The 23,174-nt window shown below is 44.1% G+C and carries 20 protein-coding genes; 10 read left to right on the plus strand and 10 right to left on the minus strand.

Annotated features, from left to right (window positions below; translation table 11 throughout):
* The first annotated feature begins 30 nt into the window (after positions 1-30).
* Positions 31-1,734, plus strand: a complete 1,704-nt coding sequence (gene recD / locus JO943_RS14345; RefSeq protein ID WP_413814531.1) for an exodeoxyribonuclease V subunit alpha — start codon at positions 31-33, stop codon at positions 1,732-1,734.
* Between the two features lie 699 nt (positions 1,735-2,433).
* On the opposite strand, the gene JO943_RS14350 is transcribed toward recD, so the two are convergent.
* Entirely contained in the window at positions 2,434-3,732 is a 1,299-nt protein-coding gene (locus tag JO943_RS14350; RefSeq protein WP_005226495.1) for a serine hydrolase domain-containing protein, read from the minus strand.
* A gap of 236 nt (positions 3,733-3,968) precedes the next feature.
* Between JO943_RS14350 and rpsO the strand changes: the two genes are divergently transcribed.
* The 4 genes from rpsO to JO943_RS14370 all read left to right on the plus strand — a co-directional run bounded on the left by rpsO (position 3,969) and on the right by JO943_RS14370 (position 9,539).
* Positions 3,969-4,238, plus strand: coding sequence for a 30S ribosomal protein S15 (gene rpsO, locus JO943_RS14355; RefSeq protein ID WP_004774141.1), 270 nt, complete (start codon positions 3,969-3,971; stop codon positions 4,236-4,238).
* A gap of 256 nt (positions 4,239-4,494) precedes the next feature.
* Positions 4,495-6,582: a polyribonucleotide nucleotidyltransferase gene (pnp, locus tag JO943_RS14360; RefSeq protein ID WP_202741209.1), complete on the plus strand. Its 2,088-nt coding sequence runs from the start codon at positions 4,495-4,497 to the stop codon at positions 6,580-6,582.
* 281 nt (positions 6,583-6,863) lie between these two features.
* The gene (locus tag JO943_RS14365; RefSeq protein WP_202741158.1) at positions 6,864-8,183 is read left to right on the plus strand and encodes a dicarboxylate/amino acid:cation symporter; all 1,320 of its coding nucleotides are present in this window, start codon (positions 6,864-6,866) and stop codon (positions 8,181-8,183) included.
* Between the two features lie 132 nt (positions 8,184-8,315).
* Positions 8,316-9,539: a magnesium transporter CorA family protein gene (locus JO943_RS14370; protein ID WP_199974193.1), complete on the plus strand. Its 1,224-nt coding sequence runs from the start codon at positions 8,316-8,318 to the stop codon at positions 9,537-9,539.
* 25 nt (positions 9,540-9,564) lie between these two features.
* Here the strand turns inward: JO943_RS14370 and JO943_RS14375 are convergent, their stop codons facing one another.
* The 6 genes from JO943_RS14375 to JO943_RS14400 form a co-directional block, all read right to left on the minus strand.
* Complete coding sequence (locus JO943_RS14375) at positions 9,565-9,891, minus strand: chaperone modulator CbpM (protein ID WP_005226501.1); 327 nt, start codon at positions 9,889-9,891, stop codon at positions 9,565-9,567.
* A gap of 11 nt (positions 9,892-9,902) precedes the next feature.
* Complete coding sequence (locus JO943_RS14380) at positions 9,903-10,847, minus strand: DnaJ C-terminal domain-containing protein (RefSeq protein ID WP_199974190.1); 945 nt, start codon at positions 10,845-10,847, stop codon at positions 9,903-9,905.
* A gap of 140 nt (positions 10,848-10,987) precedes the next feature.
* The gene (locus JO943_RS14385) at positions 10,988-11,599 is read right to left on the minus strand and encodes a LysE family translocator (protein WP_005226505.1); all 612 of its coding nucleotides are present in this window, start codon (positions 11,597-11,599) and stop codon (positions 10,988-10,990) included.
* Positions 11,600-11,718: 119 nt separating this feature from the next.
* Positions 11,719-12,594 (minus strand): Hsp33 family molecular chaperone HslO, encoded by an 876-nt coding sequence (hslO, locus tag JO943_RS14390; RefSeq protein WP_005226506.1) that lies wholly within the window; start codon positions 12,592-12,594, stop codon positions 11,719-11,721.
* Positions 12,595-12,712: 118 nt separating this feature from the next.
* Entirely contained in the window at positions 12,713-14,530 is a 1,818-nt protein-coding gene (locus JO943_RS14395) for a cation:proton antiporter (protein WP_005226508.1), read from the minus strand.
* 103 nt (positions 14,531-14,633) lie between these two features.
* Complete coding sequence (locus JO943_RS14400; RefSeq protein WP_171067652.1) at positions 14,634-16,859, minus strand: primosomal protein N'; 2,226 nt, start codon at positions 16,857-16,859, stop codon at positions 14,634-14,636.
* 213 nt (positions 16,860-17,072) lie between these two features.
* Between JO943_RS14400 and gspF the strand changes: the two genes are divergently transcribed.
* From gspF to JO943_RS14415, 3 genes are all read left to right on the plus strand, one after another.
* Positions 17,073-18,278: a type II secretion system inner membrane protein GspF gene (gene gspF, locus JO943_RS14405; protein ID WP_005280799.1), complete on the plus strand. Its 1,206-nt coding sequence runs from the start codon at positions 17,073-17,075 to the stop codon at positions 18,276-18,278.
* Positions 18,278-18,820, plus strand: a complete 543-nt coding sequence (gene gspG / locus JO943_RS14410; protein ID WP_202741159.1) for a type II secretion system major pseudopilin GspG — start codon at positions 18,278-18,280, stop codon at positions 18,818-18,820. The genes gspF and gspG overlap by 1 nt, the downstream gene beginning before the upstream one ends.
* Positions 18,821-19,080: 260 nt before the next feature.
* Positions 19,081-19,425, plus strand: a complete 345-nt coding sequence (locus JO943_RS14415; protein ID WP_199949784.1) for a hypothetical protein — start codon at positions 19,081-19,083, stop codon at positions 19,423-19,425.
* 71 nt (positions 19,426-19,496) lie between these two features.
* Here the strand turns inward: JO943_RS14415 and JO943_RS18660 are convergent, their stop codons facing one another.
* Complete coding sequence (locus tag JO943_RS18660; protein WP_413814530.1) at positions 19,497-19,643, minus strand: DUF2798 domain-containing protein; 147 nt, start codon at positions 19,641-19,643, stop codon at positions 19,497-19,499.
* Positions 19,644-19,972: 329 nt separating this feature from the next.
* Between JO943_RS18660 and JO943_RS14420 the strand changes: the two genes are divergently transcribed.
* Positions 19,973-20,311 carry a tRNA-binding protein gene (locus JO943_RS14420; RefSeq protein WP_199974177.1) on the plus strand — a complete coding sequence of 113 codons (339 nt, stop codon included), beginning with the start codon at positions 19,973-19,975 and terminating at the stop codon, positions 20,309-20,311.
* Position 20,312: 1 nt separating this feature from the next.
* On the opposite strand, the gene lnt is transcribed toward JO943_RS14420, so the two are convergent.
* Both lnt and JO943_RS14430 read right to left on the minus strand, forming a co-directional pair.
* The gene (gene lnt / locus JO943_RS14425; RefSeq protein WP_005226518.1) at positions 20,313-21,872 is read right to left on the minus strand and encodes an apolipoprotein N-acyltransferase; all 1,560 of its coding nucleotides are present in this window, start codon (positions 21,870-21,872) and stop codon (positions 20,313-20,315) included.
* Positions 21,869-22,708, minus strand: coding sequence for an HlyC/CorC family transporter (locus tag JO943_RS14430; protein WP_004774169.1), 840 nt, complete (start codon positions 22,706-22,708; stop codon positions 21,869-21,871). Before JO943_RS14430 ends, lnt begins: the two co-directional genes overlap by 4 nt.
* Positions 22,709-22,883: 175 nt before the next feature.
* Between JO943_RS14430 and tusA the strand changes: the two genes are divergently transcribed.
* Positions 22,884-23,141, plus strand: coding sequence for a sulfurtransferase TusA (gene tusA, locus JO943_RS14435; RefSeq protein ID WP_005226520.1), 258 nt, complete (start codon positions 22,884-22,886; stop codon positions 23,139-23,141).
* The last annotated feature ends 33 nt before the right edge of the window (positions 23,142-23,174 follow it).

A 23,174-nucleotide genomic window follows, 5' to 3' on the forward strand; every position in this document is an offset into this window, starting at 1 on the left:
GATCAGTCTGAGCAAATCACCTGGTTGAATATGTGGAGTCAGTACCTGACACAGGCAACTTTTTCTCAATCTGCCCAATCAGTTGGGGCCGCGCAAATATTACAACAACTGGTTGAAGCCAGTTTGCAAGGCGACAGTTGTATTGAAGTCGATCCACTACAGCTTGAAGTGCTTGGTGACCTTGCTGTTTCGAGTGAGGCTGCTACCAGTCAGGTGGCGCCGTGCGTCTATGATCAGCAGGGCTTGGCATTATACCGATATTGGCAACTAGAGCAACGCCTCGCGGAACAGATTTGTCGATTAAAGCGACAAACGATTCAAACCCTTCAGGCGGCGGATTATCATGACCTGCTCAGTGATGAACATCAGCAGAATGCCTTGAAAATGGTGTTGCAACAAGGTTTGAGTATTATTACCGGCGGTCCGGGGACAGGTAAAACCTATACTCTGGCACGTATTATTGCCGCCCTGAACCAGATGATTCCTGATATTCGTATTGCCATGGCGGCACCAACGGGGAAGGCTGCCCAACGCATGCAGGAAGCCTTACAGAACTCGTTTAATGATCCGAAACTGTTAGCATCGGGGCTGATTAGCGATGAATTACGTCATCAAAATACCCAGACCTTGCATCGATTAGTGGGCATGGGCAATCGGCAGATTCCACGTTTTAACCAGAAACAGCCTTTACCCTATGATGTGATTGTGGTCGATGAAGCCTCCATGCTGGATTTAAATCTGGCGACTGCTTTGTTTGAAGCCGTGCCTGATCATTGCCGTCTCATTTTATTGGGAGATGCCAATCAGCTGGCTTCGGTGGATGTGGGTTCTGTCTTGGCAGATTTACAGCAAGTCGCTGCATTGGCCGAGAATCGGGTGCAACTGCAAACCAGTCGCCGTTTCTCCGGGGAGGCCAAGATTGGACAACTGGCAAGATTTATTCAGGCCCAGCAACATCAGACCGATGTGGATGCTGTATTGGAAAATCTGGAACGCCAGATCGTCGCTGCAACCGCCTTGCAACCCGTTGCATTGTCTAAAGACATGTCTGACCTGATTCAACTGGAATATCTACCCGAACAGCATGAGACTGATATTAGCAGTGCCCAGCAGAAACTGATGTATGGCTTTCAAGGCTATATAGATGCGCTAAAGCTGTATATAAAGGCAGACGAACCCGAGCAATATATTCAACAGGTAATACAGCGCTTTGATGATTATCGGATTTTAACCGCGATCCGGCACGGGCAATTGGGGCTTGAACAGTTAAATCGTCATGCCGAACAATGGCTAAACCAGCAACTCAGACAGATTGCTGTAGGGGACTGGTATATCGGGCGTCCAGTAATGATGAGCTATAATGATTACCAGCTTGGTATTTCCAATGGCGATATCGGGATTTGCTTTAAACACAGATCCCAGCCACAACAATTTGAAGTCTTTTTTCCTAGCCTGAATAAGTGGATCGCGGCTCATCGCTTACCGCGTAATATGCAGACTGCTTTTGCCTTGACCATTCATAAATCGCAAGGCTCCGAATTTACCCATACCGCGATTGTACTGGATGCCGGTGCGGAGAAATTACTGAGTCAGGAGTTGATCTATACCGCAGTGACCCGGGCCAAAAAAGTAGTCAGTATTCTGGCTGACCCGAAGGCTCTGTTACAAGCGCTTACCACCCGCACAGTACGCCGTAGTGGTTTAGTGCAAAAGATCAATTTGCTCATATTGTGAACTTTTACTTCAAAATATAAGCGTTTGTAAGTAAAAGCTTACAAGAATTCGAGATATTGTCGCTAGAGCAAATGAGTGCTTTTTGAGATTATGTACCCACAAAGAGCCTGGCATGGAAAGCGAGGTAAATCGCAAAAATATAATAATAACGTCGTGATGACAGCGAACTTACAGTGAAGTAAGTGATAAGAGAGGAAACTTACAGCCGCTAAGCCTTGTAGTTTTGGGAGAGACTACAGGGCTTTTTTATTTTCGCTATTCAGGCACGACATATTTATCAACCTTCAGATCTGGCCGTCCTATGATTCAAAACGTGAACATTCATGTTTTTGTCACTTTATGCAGGTTTAATTTAGTCTGATAAAAACAAGAAATGAGAATTCTGTTGTAGAACAATTTTTTGTTATTATTAAGTTAAATGTTATACAGACTTGTACGTTTTTTCTTACACAGAGATAAGAAAAATGCTATTTTTCTCCACAATTGATTCTGACAGAATAGTCAGTATAGAAACAACACACATGCGATAACAGAGAATAAGTAAGAACATGATGTGGATAAAACATTCAGAGGGTATGAATGTGAAAGGAGAAGAAGAGTTAATAATAAAAACAAAGCAAAATGATAATAATAAAATCTCAGCGCAAAAGCCCAAGTTGAAACTTGGGCTTTTTTGTTTTGATCTGTTTAATTTAAAAGTTAAACCAGATCCGCCTCAGTACGATCTGTCGCAAATAGCGACCGGCGCTGGTTTTTCGGAATTTTCGGGCAATTGCTAGAGATCTGGTATAGCGTTTTTGCCAGTGCAGGCAGATGTGTCCCTACGACTGATTTACCGGTGGTAAGCAACGATACGCTAATGTCACGTTCAGGGTCCGCCCAACATAAAATATTGGAGAAACCGATATGACCGAAGGCCTGTCCTGTCATTGGCCCAAATAAGCCGATTGGATTACTACCCAGCATTGGCCCCAGTGCATAGCGCATCGGTGCTAGCAGGGTTCGATCCAGACTGACTCCCGAAGTCGGCAAGGTGGAACGGAATACGGTTTTGGCACTCATGATCTGTTTACCTTGGTACTCACCACCACTCAGCAGCATTTCAAAGAAACGGCCCGCCTGTTCAGCACTGGTATAGATGTTGCCCGCAGGACAAATGGTGTCCATAAAGCGACGATCATTGGTGACATCCACCGCCAGTTGCAGACCACCGCCTAATACGTGATTAAGATAGTAGTCGGTGCCCAGACTCGGATGAATCCCGGTGGCATAGTTGAGGGCAACATCGTCACGATATTCAGGTTTTAGGCCGTAGTTGAAATAGTCCAGCCCCATCGGTTTTTCGATATGCTCGGCGAGGAACTCACGAACACTTTGCCCTGTGACCCGCTGAACAATTTCACCCAGAATATAACCGGCAGTGACAGCATGATAGGCAAGGTGGGTACCCGAAGGGGAAACCGGTTTTGCAGCATACAGCAGCTTTAAGATGTCTTGCTGGTTAAATAGCAGTTCTGGCGTAACTTCCTGATCAATACGTGGAATGCCGCCACGATGGGAAAGTAAATGGAAAATGGTGGCGCGGCGTTTGCCATTGACGCCATATTCAGGAATGTAATAGCTAATCGGGTCAAGCAAATTCAGCTCGCCACGCTCATCCAGCATATGAATTAACATTGCCGTCACCATTTTCGAGGCAGAAAACAGACAGACAGGCGTATCGGGTGTGGCAATCTTGGCATCTGCTGCCAAGCCCTCAGCGGAGTTGCCTTGCGCATAACCAATGCTACGATTAAGTAGAATCTGTCCCTGACGGCGTAAACATAAGGTGATGAGTGGATAATTCCCCGTTTTATATAAAGATTCAACACTGTTCCAGATTTTTTGAAGCTGTCTTTCGGTCATGCCACCCAAGTCCGCTGACACTTCATCTTTGCTGCGAATTACCTGATTAAGGTCATCTGGCACGTAGCAGGTATTGGTCGATAAAATTTTCACGCATCCCTCGCAATTTTTCATTTTCTTTTTTGTCTGCCATCAATCTAAACAGAGCAAGGCTAGTGTGCCTATTTTGTACAATGCTGTCAGCTGCCGAAATGCCGGCGAACATAAAACAATTTTGCAATATAGCGATAGATCACTTAAAATAGCGCCTTGCTGTAGTGATGCACGGCAGTCAGTTGGTTCCAACTGATCAATATCATTTTATTTTTTAAGCATCTCGGAGAAATCGAATGGCTTTAACTAACGCAGATCGCGCAGAGATCATCGCTAAATTTGCTCGTGCTGAAAACGACACTGGTTCACCTGAAGTACAAGTTGCTTTATTGTCTGCGCAAATCAACGATTTGCAAGGTCACTTTAAAGAACACAAACACGACCATCACAGCCGTCGTGGTTTGATCCGTATGGTAAACCAACGTCGTAAATTACTTGACTACTTAAACGGTAAAGATCACGGTCGTTATGTTGCTTTGATCGGCGCATTAGGTTTACGTCGTTAATTCGATTTTACTTTGTTTTCGCTATTTCGCATGTTGCAATGCCTTATCGCTGAAAAGAGAGTTTCACCTAATTTCCGTTAGGTGAGTTTAGAAGGGGCGCTTGTTCGCTCCTTCTTTGTGTTTAAATTTATTTAAAAATTTTGATCTAGTGCGATGGCTTCTAAGCTTTGTCATTTATCCACACGCTAGTGGTGGTCTGAATGCCAAACCTTAGGGGTCTCACTAGAATAAAACTAGGAAAATATAATACATGTCAATGTTTAATATCATTCGTAAAGAATTCCAATTCGGTCAACATCAGGTTGTTTTAGAAACGGGTCGTGTTGCACGTCAAGCCAATACAGTGTTAGTGACCATGGGTGGTGTAACTGTTCTGGTTGCAGTGGTTGCCCAACCTAAAGCAAAAGCGGGTCAAGACTTTTTCCCGCTAACTGTTAACTACCAAGAAAAACAATATGCTGCTGGTCGTATCCCGGGTGGTTACGGTAAGCGTGAAGGCCGTGCCTCAGAAGCTGAAACGTTGATTTCACGTCTGATCGACCGTCCAATCCGTCCGTTGTTCCCGGAAGGTTACTTCAACGAAATTCAAGTTACAGCAACTGTTGTTTCTTCTGACAAAACCATGGATGCCGATATTGCTGCAATGCTCGGTACTTCTGCTGCATTGTCAATTGCCGGTACCCCATTCCGTGGTCCAATCGGCGGTGCGCGTGTTGGTTTAATCAACGGTGAATACGTTCTTAACCCGAACTTTGAACAACTTGCACAATCTGACCTTGACCTTGTGGTTGCGGGTACTGAATCTGCAGTATTGATGGTTGAGTCTGAAGCGAAAGAGCTTTCAGAAGACCAGATGCTCGGTGCTGTTCTGTTCGGTCATGACGAAATGCAAATCGCAATTCAAGCGATCAAAGAATTTGCTGCTGCTGCGGGCGCAGTTGAATCAACTTGGGTTGCTCCAAGCAAAAACGAAGTGCTTCTTGAGCAATTAAAAGCAGCTTTCGAAGCGAAGATTTCTGAAGCATATACCATTGCAGTCAAACAAGACCGTTATGCGGCACTTGATGCACTTTATGCAGAAGCAGTTGCTCAGTTCGTTCCTGAAAATGATGAAACGGGTATTGCTGACGAAGTTAATGAATTGTTTGAAGACCTTAAATACCGTACCGTACGTGACAACATCTTGTCAGGTAAGCCACGTATTGATGGTCGTGATACCAAAACTGTTCGTGGTATCGACGTACAAGTAGGCGTATTAGACCGTGCACACGGTTCTGCATTATTTACACGTGGTGAAACTCAGGCGTTGGTTACAACCACTTTGGGTAACACGCGTGATGCGTTGATGGTAGATACCCTTGCGGGTACCAAAACTGACAACTTCATGTTGCACTATAACTTCCCAGCATATTCTGTCGGTGAAACCGGTCGTGAATCTGGTCCTAAGCGCCGTGAAATCGGTCATGGCCGTTTAGCGCGTCGTGGTGTTCAAGCCGTTCTTCCGGCAGCTGACCGCTTCCCGTACGTGATTCGTATCGTTTCTGACATCACTGAATCTAACGGTTCATCTTCAATGGCTTCTGTATGTGGTGCTTCATTATCACTTATGGACGCAGGTGTTCCGCTTAAAGCACCAGTTGCAGGTATTGCAATGGGCTTGGTGAAAGAAGGCGAGCGTTTTGCAGTTCTTTCTGACATCTTGGGTGATGAAGATCACTTAGGTGATATGGACTTTAAAGTTGCCGGTTCTGCAAACGGTATTACTGCACTTCAAATGGATATCAAGATCGAAGGTATCACTGAAGAAATCATGGAAGTTGCATTAAACCAGGCATTTGCAGGTCGTATGCACATCCTTAATGAAATGAATAAAGTGATTTCACGTGCACGTGCAGAAATCAGTGCCAATGCACCAACATTTGAAGTCATTAACATCAATCCAGACAAGATCCGTGATGTGATTGGTAAAGGTGGTGCAACCATCCGTCAAATCACTGAAGAAACCAAAGCTGCGATTGATATCGAAGACAATGGTACCGTACGCGTATTTGGTGAAACCAAAGCGGCTGCGAAAGCTGCAATTGCAAAAATCCAGGCGATTACTGCAGAAGTTGAACCAGGTAAAATCTACGATGGTAAAGTCATCCGTATCGTTGAGTTTGGTGCGTTCGTTAATATCATGCCAGGTACTGATGGCTTGCTTCACATTTCGCAAATCTCGAATGAGCGTATTGCGAATGTGACTGACGTATTGAAAGAAGGTCAGGAAGTAAAAGTACAGGTTGCTGATGTCGACAACCGTGGTCGTATCAAGTTGACAATGAAAGATATCGAGCAAGCATAAGCTAGCCCGGTCTTTCGACTTAAAAAGCGCATTGTTTACACAATGCGCTTTTTTTATTAACTGGATGATTATTCAGGACATAATTTTTAAACATTTTGGGCATAAGCTGTAGAAATTATGAACATAAGTGGCTTTTATATTAGACATTAGTCTAATATTTTAAATGTGAGCCCTACAACTAACGTAGAATTCCCCAAATTTCCGTGCCTGCCGTATTTATGTGGTTTTAGATAGACAGTCGGAAGTCTATTTGTTCATCTCAATATGAAGGAATATTGCACATGCTTGTCGATCATGTAGCCGCAGGTCAAGATGACCAACAACCTCCCAAGAAACCAAAGTTCTATCAAATTCTCTATGTACAAGTGATCTTCGCAATTGTAGTGGGGATACTACTCGGTCATTTCTTTCCTGAGTTTGGTGAAAGCTTGAAGCCGCTGGGCGAAGCCTTCATTAAAATGGTGAAAATGATTATTGCCCCGGTGATTTTCCTGACCGTTGTCACAGGGATCGCGGGCATGAAAAACATTGGAAGTGTTGGACGGGTGACCGGGAAGGCAATGATTTACTTCCTGACCTTTTCAACCTTAGCTTTGATTGTTGGTCTGATTGTCGGAAATGTGATTGAACCAGGTCATGGTTTAAATATTGATCCAAGTACCTTACACAGCACCAAAGTTGACGAATATGCAGCCAAAGCACATGAGTCTTCAATCACCGGCTTCTTAATGAATATTATTCCGGATACCTTGGTCAGCCCGTTCGTATCGGGACAGATTCTTCAAGTGCTATTTGTTGCCGTATTATTTGGTTTGGCATTGGCAAAATCAGGCGATTTAGGTCGTCCAGTTACAGACTTTCTTCAACAACTGACTAATCCTGTTTTTACTTTAGTGGGAATGTTGATGAAGTTCGCGCCGATTGGTGCATTTGGTGCCATGGCATTTACCATTGGTGCGTACGGCATTAGCTCGATTGGTAACCTGATGTTGCTGATCGCGACCTTCTATATTACCGCATTACTGTTTGTGATCGTCATTCTGGGCGCTGTTGCACGCTATAACGGTTTCTCGATTATTGATCTGATCCGTTATATTAAAGATGAACTCTGGTTGGTACTCGGAACCAGTTCATCTGAAGCCGCATTACCTTCATTGATGGCGAAAATGGAAAAGGCAGGCTGTGAGAAATCAGTGGTCGGTCTGGTGATTCCGACAGGTTATTCATTTAATCTGGATGGTACCAATATTTACATGACCTTGGCAGCCTTGTTTATCGCGCAGGCCTGTAATATCGAATTGACGCTGACTCAGCAGATTACGATTCTATTGGTGGCGATGTTGAGCTCTAAAGGTGCAGCAGGGATCACTGGTGCAGGCTTCATTACCTTGGCAGCGACACTTTCAGTCGTACCTGCAATTCCAGTCGCAGGGATGGCACTGATTTTAGGGATTGACCGTTTCATGTCTGAATGTCGTGCATTAACCAACCTGGTCGGAAATGCATGTGCAACGATCGTGGTTGCGAAATGGGATAAAGCATTAGATAAAGAACAACTTGATTTGGCGTTAAAACACGGTATCGTTAAAGAAGATGCATAATCTTTGATTTGTTAAAAAAGCCTCCTTATGAGGCTTTTTTTATGGCATAGCAAAGCGGTTGTTTGAATAGCGATAGCTTTTTATGACGCTTCATGGCAGCATTTCAATAGCTATCCAAATTCATCTTGTCCTATGCAGCTTTATTATTTTTATCGTCATAACAGCGAAAATACAATTTTTATTAGTACAGAACAACAAGCAGAACATGCGCTGGAATTTTTGTGGGTCGATAGTTTAAGACAGGATCTGGTCAATCATACCGAGACCTGGCAAAGTGATATTTGTCGGCATACGGGATTGGTCTTGAACGAATTTCATATGCGCGACTTACTCAATATCGAGCATCCTTGTGCTTTTGATACGGTAGAAGAATATGACCTGCTGGTGTTCCGTAAACTCATTAGTCCAGATGACCAGATTCTTGAAAGCGAGAATGTGCTGGAATCCCATGAGAGCGTATTTGGACTTGCCACCACACCGATGAGTTTTATCTTGACCCCTACGATTTTGGTCAGTGTCAGAGAGCAGGGGAATCAGGCAGTAGAGAGTTATATTCAGCGTATTCAGACGATAATGGGACGTCCGATCGCCGAGCAGAATAAACCACGTAAATTACCTGCCACACCCGCAGATCTCTGCTTGCGTTTACTGAATAGCATGATTGATGGTTATCTGAATCTACGGACTCCGCTCACCCGTCGGGTGGAATATTGGCAACAGCAATTGTTACAGGGCAATCGTCGTTTTAAGCAATGGCATCAGTTATTTCATGAAGACATGGCATTCCAGCAAATCGAAAATTTATGTGAGGAACAGATTGAAACCTTGCAGGAGTTTAGAGATGAGCTGGTGGATAATTATCATCATGTCGTAGGTGAGCATAAGCATAAGGCACAAGATATCTTGCTGGTACGTTTGAATGATCTGATGAGCCATGTCGAGCGGGTACAGAAACATACCTTACGCTTGCGTAATGCGATTCAGTCGGCTATCGATTTGCACTTTTCTGCGATTGCCAACCAGACCAATGAAAACATGCGCATATTAGCCATTATCACCGCCATTTTTGCGCCATTGACCTTATTAACAGGTATCTATGGGATGAACTTCGAGTTTATTCCCGGGCTGAAATCACCTGTCGGGTTCTGGATCATGCTGGGCGTGATGCTCATGAGTACCGTGTTGCTGCTCTATTATTTCTATCGTCAGCATCTGGTTGGGCGCGGTGAGCGGAGTGTAATTGATTTGCTGGCACAGCAGCATAAGCAGCGTAATCTGAATTTGTTATGGTTTCTGGACTACGAACCGATTAAGCAAACGCTGAAAGAAGTGGAGAAAATGACCAAGTTAAAATAGTTTGAACTTGGTCATACTAAATCCTTTAATGAAAATGTTTGAGCTGTTTACGTAGCTGTTGCACTTCATCGATTAAATCCAGCATCACGGCTACAGCTGACAGGCTTGCATCAAAGTCGCGTTGCAGGCGATAGGCACGTCTGGCACGGCTGACATCTTCACCAATAAACTGATAGCTTTGTGGGTCAACAGAGATTTGCAAAATATCATAATCGATCAGCTTGAGGACCCAGTCGGTACTTTGACCACATGCTTCGGCAAAGTGTTCAAGATCAAGTGCCAATTGTTCATCAATGATTTCAACTTGGCAGTGACCGTCATATTGAATTTCTTTGTATTGAATCGTTGTCATGATCTTACTCCTTATGAGGCACGAGGTTTAAATTCAGCAAAGGCATCGGCAAATTGTTGATAAGCCTGTTGCTCTTGCTCACTGTGCGCTGGCGGTAAAACAATATTGATAATCAGGTACAGATGTCCCGCAGTCTTGTTGGGAATGCCTTTCTCTTTTAAACGTAATTGCTGTCCGTTCTTGGCGTTTTTCGGCAAGTTGACCTTGAGCTGTCCAGCAGGGGTATTGACCTCGATGCCTTGTCCCAAACCCGCTTCCCAAGGACTGACATCAATGGTTTGATAGACGTCAGCGCCTTCGACCCGAATCCGGTCAGTATCCTTATACTGAATTTCGATATAAAGATCGCCATTTGCACCGCCATTGATGCCACTCTGGCCTTGACCATTGAGACGGATTTGCTGACCTTCCTTCATGCCTTTTGGAATTTTAACTTCCAAGGTTTTACGTTGAACCTCAGGCTCACCATAGACGTTATAAGTCGGAATTTGTAGCGTGATTTGCTGGGTTGATCCGTGATAGGCAATCTCTAGATCGACCTGAATACTGGCATGTTGATCTTCACCACGATAGCTACGCTGTTGGCGTTGAGAACGTTGTTGCCCGCCGCCAAAGCCTGAACCGAAACGACCAAACAGGTCTTCAAAACCACTAAAATCTGCTCCTTCTCCTGAACTCTGGCGATAGAACTGCGCACCATCGAAACCGCTTTGGTTACTTTGACCAAAGTTGGAAAAACCTTGTGGATGATCCAGCATTTGATCATATTCAGCTTTTTTGCTGCTATCGCTCAAGGTGTCATAGGCGACATTAATCGCCTGCATTTTGGCTTCCGCATCCGCTTCTTTACTAATGTCAGGATGATATTTACGCGCCAGTTTTCGATAGGCTTTTTTGATTTCATCTGCTGAGGCATCTCTGGAAACACCTAGCTCTTCATAATAATTTTTTGCCATGATCTTTAAATATAATAATGTTGTGTTTCTTTCATTATGAAACGAATCCAAGAGATTTCAATGGATTCGATTGTATAAGACTTGTTCTGTTTGAATCAGAAAAGAGCGTGTAAATAATTTTATTTGGTTTGGTTGAACGTCTAGATAAAGGTTTCGATCAGACCATACAGTGCAATCAAGACCAGCAAGGCACCGCATAAGCCGAGGATTTTTGGATAAACACTGCTTTGTGATAAGCGACGGAAGAACAGATACACCAAAGATAAGGTCAGGAAATCCAGAATAATCCAGGTCACCGTCAACAGACTGAGACTAAAATTGATATTGGGTGAAATTGAAATAAACTGCGGGAAAAATGCCGAAAAGAAAATAATATCTTTGGGATTGGAGATGCCGACCAGAAAGCCTTTGTTAAAACCGCCATTTTGTGCCGATACGGTTTGAATCGCAGTAGGATGCGGCGCCTGAATGACTTCTTTAATAATGCTATAACCGAGATAGGCAATGTAAAGGCAACCTAACACCCGAATGGCTTTCAGGTAATTTTCATCAATGCTGAGAAAGCCTTTGAGAATCAGCACTGAAATAAAAATCAGGATTAAAGAGGCAAAGTTGGTTCCAAAGATGGTCTGTAAAGCTTTTTTATAACCGCCTTTGAGTCCGGCACTGGCCACCAGAATCATCACAGGGCCAGGCGTGGCAATGAGGACCACCACACTCACAATAAACAGCAAATATTCGAAGTAATTCATAGCTTAATCATAAGGTCGATATTATTGGGAGATTTGAAAATTGTTTTATCGGGTAGACCTTAATACAAAATAAAAAAAGACGGAAGCCCGTCTCTTTTTATTTTTGAACATTGGGTAAATTAACTTAAATGTTCACCGAATAAAGCCAAAGCTTCTTCTGCTGTAAATTCATAGCGTGTATTACAGAACTGGCAATCCATCTGGATCGGGTTTTGCGCTTCTAAAGTTTCGTGTACTGCATCTACACCAATCTGGATCAATGCATTGGCACAACGCTCTTTAGAGCAGGTGCAACCAAACTTTAACTGTTCAACTTCAGGCAAACGCACTTCTTCTTCGTTATACAAACGATAGAGGATTTCATTGGCTGAAAGATCGGTCAGCTCTTCTGGCTTCAAGGTTTCAGTGAGCATGGTCAGACGAGGCCACAGGTCTTCGTCCACCATTTTTTGTTCTTCTTCATCATTACGAGGAAGTAATTGAATCAGTAAACCACCTGAACGTTTGCTGTTGGTCGCCAAGACAATATGTGTCGGAATCTGCGCCGATAAATCGTAATATTGCGTCAAACAGCCGGCCAGGGTCGGTTGATCAAGCGGTACGATCCCTTGATAGCGTTCGCCGTGTTCAGGTTCAATATTAATGAACAGAACAGGATTGGTTAATGCTGCCAGTACCGTACGGCTATCATGGCCTTCGACAAATCTCGGGTCTTCTTCATAATCAGCCAAGGCACGGACTTCACCCAAATGGTTACATTCAGCCATGGCCCATTTAAAGGTACCGCTTGCCTGAATCTGTAAGCTAATACGACCACGGATTTTCAGTGTGCTGGCAAGTAATGCAGTTGCGCTTAACATTTCGCCCAACAGGCTTTGTACTGCAGGCATATATTCGCGTTGCGCCAAAATGGTTTGTAATGCTTCTTCCAGATGCACCACTTCACCGCGAACAGGGCAGTCCTCAATAAAAAAGCGTTGGCGTAAATCAGACATATTTTTCTCCAGTATCCCGCACAGGGAAAAACAAAGCAATGCGCTGCTTTGAAAAGCACTGAGGGCTTTATAAAAAGGTGCATGTATGCAGTCAATAATGGTGTCAGTTTGCTAAAACTCAAGATGTTTCATTGAGTGAATTTGCATCACTTTGTGTGTTTTGATCACTGCGCATGCGATCAGTCTGCAAAGTTTTTGTGTTTTCAAATAAATACTCAAGTTCTGCAATTGCACTCGGATAATATTCAATAACCTCTTGCTGTTCCTGTACCCAATGTTGCTGGATCAGCAGCAGTTCATCCTGTTGCTTAAAACGCTCTATCTGGGTTTGTGCATCAAGATTTGACAGCCCAGTTTCAAGCAACGCCTGTTGGGCCATCTCCAGTGAAGCGGCATAGGTTTCACGCCAGATATATTGAATGCCTAAAGCATTGAGCAAATGCGCATGATGACGGTCGCGTGCCCGCACAAACAGGGTCAGGTCCGGATGATTTAAGCGCAGATAACGTGCCAGATTCATACTGTCTTCAACATCATCAATGGCGAGGATCAGGAGTTTGCAATATTCGATTCCGGCAGCACGTAAGTTCTCAACCTGGGTCACATCAGCATCAAAAAACCGGTGTCCATATTGTTCAATAAAATCAGCATCCGGCTGGTTGCTGTCAATCACGCTAAAGTGTTTGCCCTGTGCATGTAAAGCGCGAGCAACCACTTGTCCAAAGCGTCCAAAACCGACAATCAGAATCGGATGTTGTGGTACATCTTCAGGTGCAACAAGTACTTTTTTCTGCAACCGTGGCAAAATTTCTGTATCAAATAGCCAGTACAGCAGCGGCGTCAATAACATCGAGCCGAAGACGATGAGCAAGGCAGGCTGTAATAAGGCCTTGCTGAGCAGATCTTCACTTTCTGCCAGTTTGAGCAAGATAAAGCTCAGTTCACCACTTTGCGCCAAGGTGATGGCAAACAGGGTACTGAGTCGGGCATGACGTTGTTGATAATAACGGATGGCTGCAATCACACCCGCCTTGATCAGGATCAGTCCAAAGATTGAACCCAGGATCAGTAAAGGAGTTTGAATTAAAGGTTCTAATGAAAGGCCTAAACCCATCGCCAGAAAAAACAACCCGATGGCCGCATCTTTAAAAGGTGCAAGAATACGTTCAACTTCAGCTTTAAATTCGGTTTCTGCCAGTAATAAGCCTGCTAAAAATGCAGCAATCAAGACATGAATATTCAAAATATCCATAATCAGAATGACCGAGACAATGATCAAGGCACTCAGCACAGGGATAAGTTGGATACTGTTTTTTTGTGCTAAAAAGCGGAAGGCTGGACGTACCAGATAGCGACTGGCGAGAAACAGGCCTGAAATCGTGGCAATGATCGCTGCAAAATAAGCAATCCCATGTCTTGTCGATGCAGTATCTTCCAGTAAAGGAAACAGCGCAATCAGAATCACGGTAATAAAAATCTGAAATTGCAGTGTTGCCAAACAGGCTTGCCCCAACGGGCTATGCAGTTGCTGTTTGTTCTGTAGCAGTTGCTGCGCTAAAGTCACTGCGGAGAGTGCCAGTGCAAAGCCAAGAATGAGACTGCTCTGCAACTGGTGAAACAGCAGGAAAGCTGCACCGACTAAAAGCGGGATGGTGACTGCAAGTTGTAGTCCCGTACTTTTAAGGATAGTTTTACGTTCCAGCCACAGTTGTACAGGTCGAAAGCTTAGACCTAGAAACAGCATGACCGCCATCATGCCAAGATTGAGCAGTGACTGGATCAGTTGAGGATCTGCAATCAGCCCAGAAACATGTGTACCGAGTACAAGCCCTGCGATGAGATAACCTAAAACTGTCGTGCCCATGTAGCGCTTGGCCAAGGGCACAAAAATTAAAGTCGCAGCCAGTAAAAAAATAATGGGGAGCAGTAAGGACATCGAATGCCTCAATTTTTCTATTCTGTTTAGACGAACCCAAATGAGTAAAGCTTAAAAAGACCAATCCTGTGACGTGTCTTTTATAACGTATGTCTAAAGTATCTTAACTAAACTCTTGTGGATCAACATCAATGGAAAGCCTGAGTTGATGCTGTCGTGGTAAATGTACCACTTGTTGCCACCATTGACGCAAATAAAAGTGCAGTTTTGCCCGATCGGTAGATAAAATCACCATGTGCGCACGATAACGGCCTGCTTTACGCTCCATCGGTGCAGGGATTGGGCCCCAGATATCGACCAGCTCGCCAGCCATTGTTCTAAGTTGCTGGGCAATCTCGGCCAGAAAGTGTTGGCTATAGTCGCGATCTTTCGATTCCACCCGAACCAGTACCGTATAACGATAAGGTGGTAGCAGGGCAATTTTGCGATCAGCCAGCATTTGTTTGGCAACGGTACGATAATCATGCTCAATCAGCGTGGTTAGCATTGGATGATCAGGGCGTAAGCTTTGTAAATAGACACTGCCTTTATGCTCACCACGTCCAGCACGCCCGGCCACTTGCACAATCAATTGTGCAGTCCGTTCAGGCGCACGTGGATCGACACTGAGCAGGCCTGCATCAATATCCAGAATCGCAACCAGCGTCACATGCGGGAAATGATGGCCTTTCGCCAGCATTTGCGTGCCCAGCAAGATACTCGGCTTGTTTTGCTGGATCCGGTCATAAATTTTCTGCCAGCTACCGACCCGGCTGGTACTGTCGCGGTCAACCCGAATTACCTCATTGTGCGGGAACAGTTCCTGTAAATGTTCCTCAAGCTTTGCCGTTCCTGCTCCAATGGTTTTCAAACTCTGTTTCTGGCATGCAGGACAATGATCTGGCAAACGGTTGATGGTTCCGCAATGATGACAATGCAAATAATGGTAAGGTTGTGAATGCAGGGTAAAGTGGGCATCACAATGTGGACAGTTGGCTTGCCAGCCACAGCTTTCACACATCAGGATCGGCGCATAACCGCGTCGGTTTAAAAAGATCAGGACTTGTTCTTTGCGCTCTAAGGTCTGCTTGATTTGCTGAATCAAGGTCTGGCTGAGACCATGCTGCTTTTTTGCAATCTTTAAATCCACCACATGCATTTTCGGTAAAACCGCCACGCCTGCACGTTGATTCAGTTCAAGCAGTTCCAGCTTTCCAGACTCAACCAGATGATAACTATCGATACTTGGCGTCGCAGAGCCAAGTATCACCGGACAGTTCTGCAAATGTCCGCGATATAAAGCAACATCACGGGTATGATAACGGAAGCCTTCTTGCTGCTTATACGAGAGGTCATGTTCTTCATCCAGGATGATCAGCCCCAGATTGGGCAATGGAGTATAAATTGCAGAGCGTGTCCCAATTATGATCGAGGCTTTGCCAGTTTGTGCATGTTGCCATGCCTGTAACCGTTTTGAGTCATTCAGCCCTGAATGCAGTAAGGCAATATCACAATGAAAGCGTGACTTAAAACGTGAAACGGTTTGCGGGGTGAGGCCAATTTCTGGCACCAGCACCAGTACCTGCTTGCCTTGTTTTAATACCTCATGCATCACTTGCAGATAAACTTCAGTTTTGCCGCTGCCCGTCAAACCATCGAGTAAAAAAGCCTGATAATGATGTTGTGCCTTGAGAATATGTTGAATGGCTTTTTTCTGGTCTTCATTCGGTGTTAAGGGAACTTGCGCCAGTTGCACCGGTGTCGGGGTAAAATCATGCGGCTCCAGACCGCACTCAACCAAGCCTTTCTTTTCCAGTGCTTTCAGGGTCGAGGTTTCCACCCCGCTCAGGTTTAAGACATTTTCAGTGGTGCCATGCGGATGCAGTTTTAACACCTGATAGGCGTCATATTGTTTTTGCGAACGTTTTAATAATGAGGCTGGGTCATCATGGGGTGTGATTTTCCATAGATGAAACAGGATATCTAAGGCACGACCTTGTCTGAGTAAAGTGGGTAAGGCACTTTGCATGACCTCGCCAATCGGAAATTGATAATATTGGGCTGACCATGTCAACAAAGTTAAAACTTGTTGGTCTAAAATCGCTTCCTGATCGAGTAATTCCGTAATGGCTTTAAGTTTGAACTGACCGGTAAAGACTTCGTCTGGATTGACTTTTTCAGTGATGATCCCGACCAGGTTTTGCCGCCCAAATGAAATCGCAACACGCGCGCCAACCTGTGCCTGAGCGTATTGCGCTGCGCTAACCGTATAATCAAAGGTATCATACAGATACACTGGTATGGCAACGCGAATACGGTAAACAACAGGGCTAGAATTTTGGGTCGGCATATCGGCTTCATTCATATAAAGTGTATATTGATATTTTTAGCTTTTTAAGTTGTATGATCGCTTAAAACAACTTAAATAAGGCATGACGGCATCTCATAGAATTATGCTAAAGTGCTATGCGTTATGTCGATGAATTTCATGTGGAACCACGTTCCTCAGGCCATACACGGATGCACTTAACAACGACTATTTTGGGACAATTAGAACAGAACCATGCCTGCTTATCAATTTACTGCTCTTGATGCCTCTGGAAAGCAACAAAAAGGTGTGCTGGAAGGGGATTCCGCACGCCAGATTCGCCAACAGTTACGCGATAAAGCCTGGACCCCGATCGCGGTCGATGCGGTCGAGCAAAAAGACAAACAGCAACAGCGTTCATGGTTTAAAAAAAGCTTTAGCGCTTATGATTTAGCCTTGATGACGCGTCAACTCTCAGTGTTGGTCGCGGCTGGGATTCCGCTGGAAGAAGCCCTGCGTGCCGTCAGTAAACAAAGTGAAAAAGCGCATGTCCGCAATCTACTGATTGCGGTACGTTCCAAAGTTCTGGAAGGACATTCACTGGCAAAAGCGATGCAGCAGTCAGGACGCTTTCCTGAACTATACATTGCAACAGTGGCGGCAGGCGAACGTTCAGGCCACCTGGATCTGATTCTGGATCAGTTATCGGATTACACTGAAAACCGTTTTGCCATGCAGAAGAAAGTTCAGGGTGCGATGATTTATCCGATCGTACTGATGTTGATGTCTTTCGGCATTGTGATGGGCTTGATGACCTATGTGGTGCCTGAAATCGTCAAGACCTTTGAACAAAGTAAAGAAGCTTTGCCCTGGATTACGGTTGCCTTGATGAAGGCCAGTGCCTTTATCCGGCATACCTGGATTGGCATGCTCATTCTTGCCGTCGTATTCATTATTTTATTTACCCGGTTTTTAAGAACGACGGCAGGACATTATGCATTTGACCGATTAACGCTCAGATTGCCACTATTTGGTAAACTTTCGCGTGGTATAAATGCGGCACGTTTTGCCAGTACCTTATCCATTTTAACCCGCTCAGGTGTGCCTTTAGTGGAAGCCTTACGTATTGGCGCCGAAGTCAGTAATAACTGGGTAATTCGTGATGCCATTGAAGTGGCGATGGAACGTGTAACAGAAGGAGGGAATTTGGCAACACAACTGGAACGTTGCGGTTATTTCCCGCCGATGATGGTACAAATGATCCGAAGTGGAGAAGCTTCTGGTGAACTGGATCGTATGTTGGATCGTGCATCGACCATGCAGGACCGTGAGGTGACCACCTTTATTTCTACGTTACTAGCCTTGCTTGAACCCTTGATGCTGATTTTTATGGCAGCAATTGTATTGGTGATTGTGATTGCGGTAATGTTGCCAATTATTAATATGAACAATATGATCTGATGAGTGACATGAAAGAGATGAATATGAATAATTCAATGAATAAGCACAATGTTGAACAAAGCTTGAATCCTTGCACTCAAAGCATAGCTTCTCGTCTTGCGGCATGTTCGAGCATTGCTCGAATGAATCGTGCCTCAGGATTTACCCTCATTGAGGTGATGGTTGTTATTGTAATTTTAGGTGTTCTGGCTGCACTGATCGTTCCGAACGTGATGGGTCGTGGTGAAAAAGCCAAAGTCGATACCACCAGCATTACCTTAAAAGGTGTTGCGGGTGCGCTGGATCAATATAAGTTAGATAATGGCCGTTACCCATCCATGCAAGATGGCGGTTTAGATGCGTTGGTGAACCAGCCAGCCACAGCGAAAAACTGGTTACCCGGTGGTTATGTAAAAGGTGGTTATCCAAAAGATAGCTGGGAAAATGATTTACAGTATGTGATTCCAGGTCGTGAAGGTCGTCCATTTGATTTATATTCGTTTGGTGCGGATGGTAAAGAAGGTGGCGAAGGCAACGATGCCGATATTTATTATCAGCCTTAATCGTTAGATAAAAATATCACTTCACTTTTGAGTTATTAAATCGAGAGTGAAGTGATAATGTTTCTTAATTAATAATTAATTTATAAGTTGTTGATAAATAAGTATAGAATAAAATATTTAATATGTGAGAGTTATAATAAGAATTATTCCCATATTTAATAGTTACAAGAAAAAGAAATTATGCAGCAAAATAGACTGTTTCTTTAGATCAAAGCTTTGCATAATAAATCAGACCTTTGAACACAAGTGTGAGAAATCAGATGAAAGCATTTTTTATGTTGGATGAACTGAATCAGTTTCATTGGGCAATGCTTAAATCTGTATTGCTCATTTTAGCGTTATTGCCGATGAGTGAAGGTGCGTTGACCTTATGGCAAGCCACTGAGGGCAGTAGCCAGATTATGATTGGTTTCTTTGCATTAAGCGTGTTCAGTGCATGGTTAGTGCTGTGCTTTTTAAGTGCCTTGAAAACCACGCTCTGGCATCGGGCTGACCTGATTTCTAAATATGAGCAATTTTTATTTAAGGCTTATCGTTATATTCCGATGCTATTTTTATCCAGTCTGGTGGCCTATTTAAGCCTGCAATTCTCGATCAGCTTTTAAATCATTTAAAACTGAAGCGTTAAAAAAGTAGATTTAAAATCTACTTTTTTTATTGTCTGAACTTAGCCAGCCTAAACAAACAAAAAGCTAATTTTGCGTAGGATGGGTAAGACCAGCAGCAGAACAGGAAAAGCAATCAGCCAGAAAATTCCCCAGAAATAAAACCAGATATCAGCGAAAATTATTCTAATCCCAGGCGACGTATCGTATTCATACACAAGCCCTCAAGGTTATGCTGACCGATAGAAACAAAGCTAAAACAACTACGGCATAATAATTTGGAATCTGTTCAAAACCAAAAGAAAACTTTTTGAAATTTCCTATTTTTTACTTCCTAAAGCGACCAACGCGAATGCCTGATTAAATAGTTCTAAGCATTGTTGAAGAGATGTTGGCACATTAATTGACCTAAACCTATACGGCTTTATAAAGAGTAAAATTCATTAAACAGGCAGGGTTAGAATGGAGAGTAAAAATAAGCATCTTTATTTAAAAATAGAGATCCTCTATATTCCATATGACTTGGAAAACCGCAGAGAATAACTAGATGCAACAAATTGAATGGAATGATTTTACTAAAGTTGAATTACGGGTCGGCCGGATTATACAGGCTGAGGTATTTAAACAGGCACGAAAACCCGCCTATATCTTACAGGTCGATTTTGGTGAGGAATTAGGCATCCGGAAATCCAGTGCACAAATTACCAAACTTTATCAGCCTGAAGAGTTGATTGGAAAACTGGTAGTGGCTGTGGTGAACTTTCCGAAGAAACAGATTGGTCCGATTCAATCAGAATGTCTGGTCACAGGTTTTCATAATGCAGAAGGAGAGGTGGCGCTTTGCGTCCCAGAGTTTGAGGTTCCTCTGGGCACAAAGTTGTTGTGATTTATCGACGTGATTTAAAGGAAATATCGACTTTACGTGGACGGTAAATCCAGCCAACGATTAATAACAGCACTGAGAAAATCAGGATTGGATAATCACTTAAACGGTTATACAAGGTTTGTCCCTGCATGGCAGGCAGTTCACCTCGAAGCACAGCTTCCTCATCCATGGGTGCCTGTTTCACAATATGACCATTCTGGTCGATAAATGCTGTCACACCGGTATTGGTGGCACGAATAAACCAGCGGCCATTTTCTTTGGCGCGCATTTGTACCATTTGTAAATGTTGCCAAGGTCCAGCAGTGCCTGTAAACCAGGCATCATTGGATACTGTGATGAGAAAGTCACTATCCGATGCATTACGGCGGGTCAGGTTGGGATAAGCCACCTCATAGCAGATGGCGGCTGCCAATGCATGGCCTTTGACGGCTAAGGGTTTCTGATTGGCTTCACCACGAGTAAAACCGCTCATGCTGACATCGTTCTGCATTGCAGGCAGAACCCATTTCAGCATGCCAGATAGTGGAATATATTCGCCAAACGGTACCAGACGCTGCTTTTTATACAGACCATGCGAATCGCTACCTGAGGCCATAATACTGTTGTAATACAGTGGCTCACCGACCTGCTGTGACTTGGCCATATCCCAATAGGGAATGCCTGTTACCCAAGCACTGTCTGTTTTCTTGGCTTGAGCAGCCATCGCATCCAGAAATTCCGGAATATCGGTCTGGAACATTGGAATGGACGATTCTGGCCAGACAATCAGGTCACGGCCCCATTCAGCACGGGTCAGGTTGGCGTAAATTTCTAAGGTCTTGATCTGGTATTCAGTCAACCATTTCAGGTCTTGGGGAATATTGCCCTGAATTAAAGACACACTCAGGGGCTTGGCGGCTTTGGGTTGAACGAACTGAATCAATCCAGCACCCCATGCACCTAAAACTAGAACTGCGGAAGGCACCGCCCAAAACCAGCGACGGTTTAAAATCTCCACCAGGGCACAGGCCAGTACAATCACCACGAAAGAAACTGCATACACACCAAACAGTGGTGCATAACCATCTAATAGACGTTCAGTAAAGGCATAACCAGCGAATAACCACGGGAAACCGGTGAATACCCAGGTCTTGGCCCACTCAAACAGCACCCATAGTGGTGCAAACGTAAGCGGTGTCTCAGGGAAAAAGCGACGATACAGCCAGGTTTGAAAGGCCGTAAACAAGCCCATTGCCGCCGCCATAAAGGCAATCATCAACACGCTTAAAAAGGCATTGGTATCGCCATAGGTATGGATGGAGGTATAGAGCCAGAACGCACCGACAAACCATAAACCAAAGCCATAGGCCCAACCGAGCGCAAAGGCCTGACGGGGACTCCGCTGGCGCAATACGGCATACAGTAATGCAGGCGATAAAATTGCCAGCCACCAGAAATAGTAAGGGGCGAGCGCCAAACTAAAGATTGCACCCGAAATGAGTGCAATCAACAGTGGAAAAATAAAAGGGAGCTGTTTTTGTGGTTGAGACGAATTTAACAGCTTCTCAAAATAGGTTCTCATTGACGGACAGCTCGAATCAGATGAATAGTGCGTGCATCTGCTTCAATAATGGTAAATTGCCAATCGCCAAGTTCAATGGTTTGACCTTGTAAATCGCTCACTAAACCAATTTCTTGTAGCAGTAAACCGCCCATAGTTTCAACTTCATCGTCAGAAAAATCTGCATTTAAAATAGTGTTGAAATGTTCGATTGGTGTAAGTGCCTGCACAATCCACGTATTTGCTGTGGTCGGGTCATTATCTGGAACGATATATAACGCTTCTTCATCGGCAATATCATGTTCATCTTCGATTTCGCCGACAATCTCTTCAAGAATATCTTCAAGGGTGACGAGACCAGAGGTTGAGCCATATTCATCAATTACGATGGCAATATGGGTTTGCGTATTTTTCAACATACGCAGCACCTGATCTGAACGTGCACTTTCAGGCACAAACACAGGTTGGCGCATCAGTGAACGAATATCAACTTTGACATTACGCTCAGTTAAAAAAGGTAATAGGTCTTTCGCTAACAGGATGCCCACCACATTATCGCTTTGGTCTGCTGAGAATACCGGGAAGCGCGAATGTGCAGAATCAATCAGTACATGCAGGATATCAAGTAATTGATCGTCTTCCTGCAAGCTGATGATCGCTGTACGCGGTGTCATGACTTCTCGAATCTTTGTTGCTGGCAGGTCAAGAACACCCTCAAGCATGGCAACAGTATCTGGCTCTAAAAAGCGACGTGAGTCTTGAACTAACTTGAGTAATTCATCGCGGGTTTCAGGTGCGGTACCTAACCATTTTCTTAAGCCACGCATACCCCACGACGGACTGGATTCCTCGACCATGATCTTTCCTAAAGACTCTCTATATCAATTAGATGATTTTCATCATACCGAAGATAAAGCGGATATGCATCAACAATACTATGTAAAAAACGTACAGTTTTCCAAAACAGGCCGGATGATTTTTATATGAACAGTTTATGCTAAAATGCGAAAATTCGAATATTTGAGTTTTATGATGTCTGAACAACCAAAACTTCCCGCTGTTCAAATCAATACGCGAGGTTTACGTTGCCCTGAACCTGTGATGATGTTGCATCAAGCCATTCGCAAAGCCAAGTCAGGTGATGTGGTTGAAGTGCTTGCCACAGACCCGTCAACCTCATGGGATATTCCAAAATTCTGTATGCATCTTGGACATGAGTTATTGCTCAAAGAAGAAAACCTGGATGAAAACAGCAATACTGAATACCGCTATCTGGTGCAGAAAGGCTAAGTTTAATTTTTGACTTTTAAATTGCATGGCATA

The sequence above is a fragment of the Acinetobacter sp. 'aerobic (ED)' genome (assembly GCF_904886855.1).
GTDB lineage: Bacteria > Pseudomonadota > Gammaproteobacteria > Pseudomonadales > Moraxellaceae > Acinetobacter > Acinetobacter courvalinii.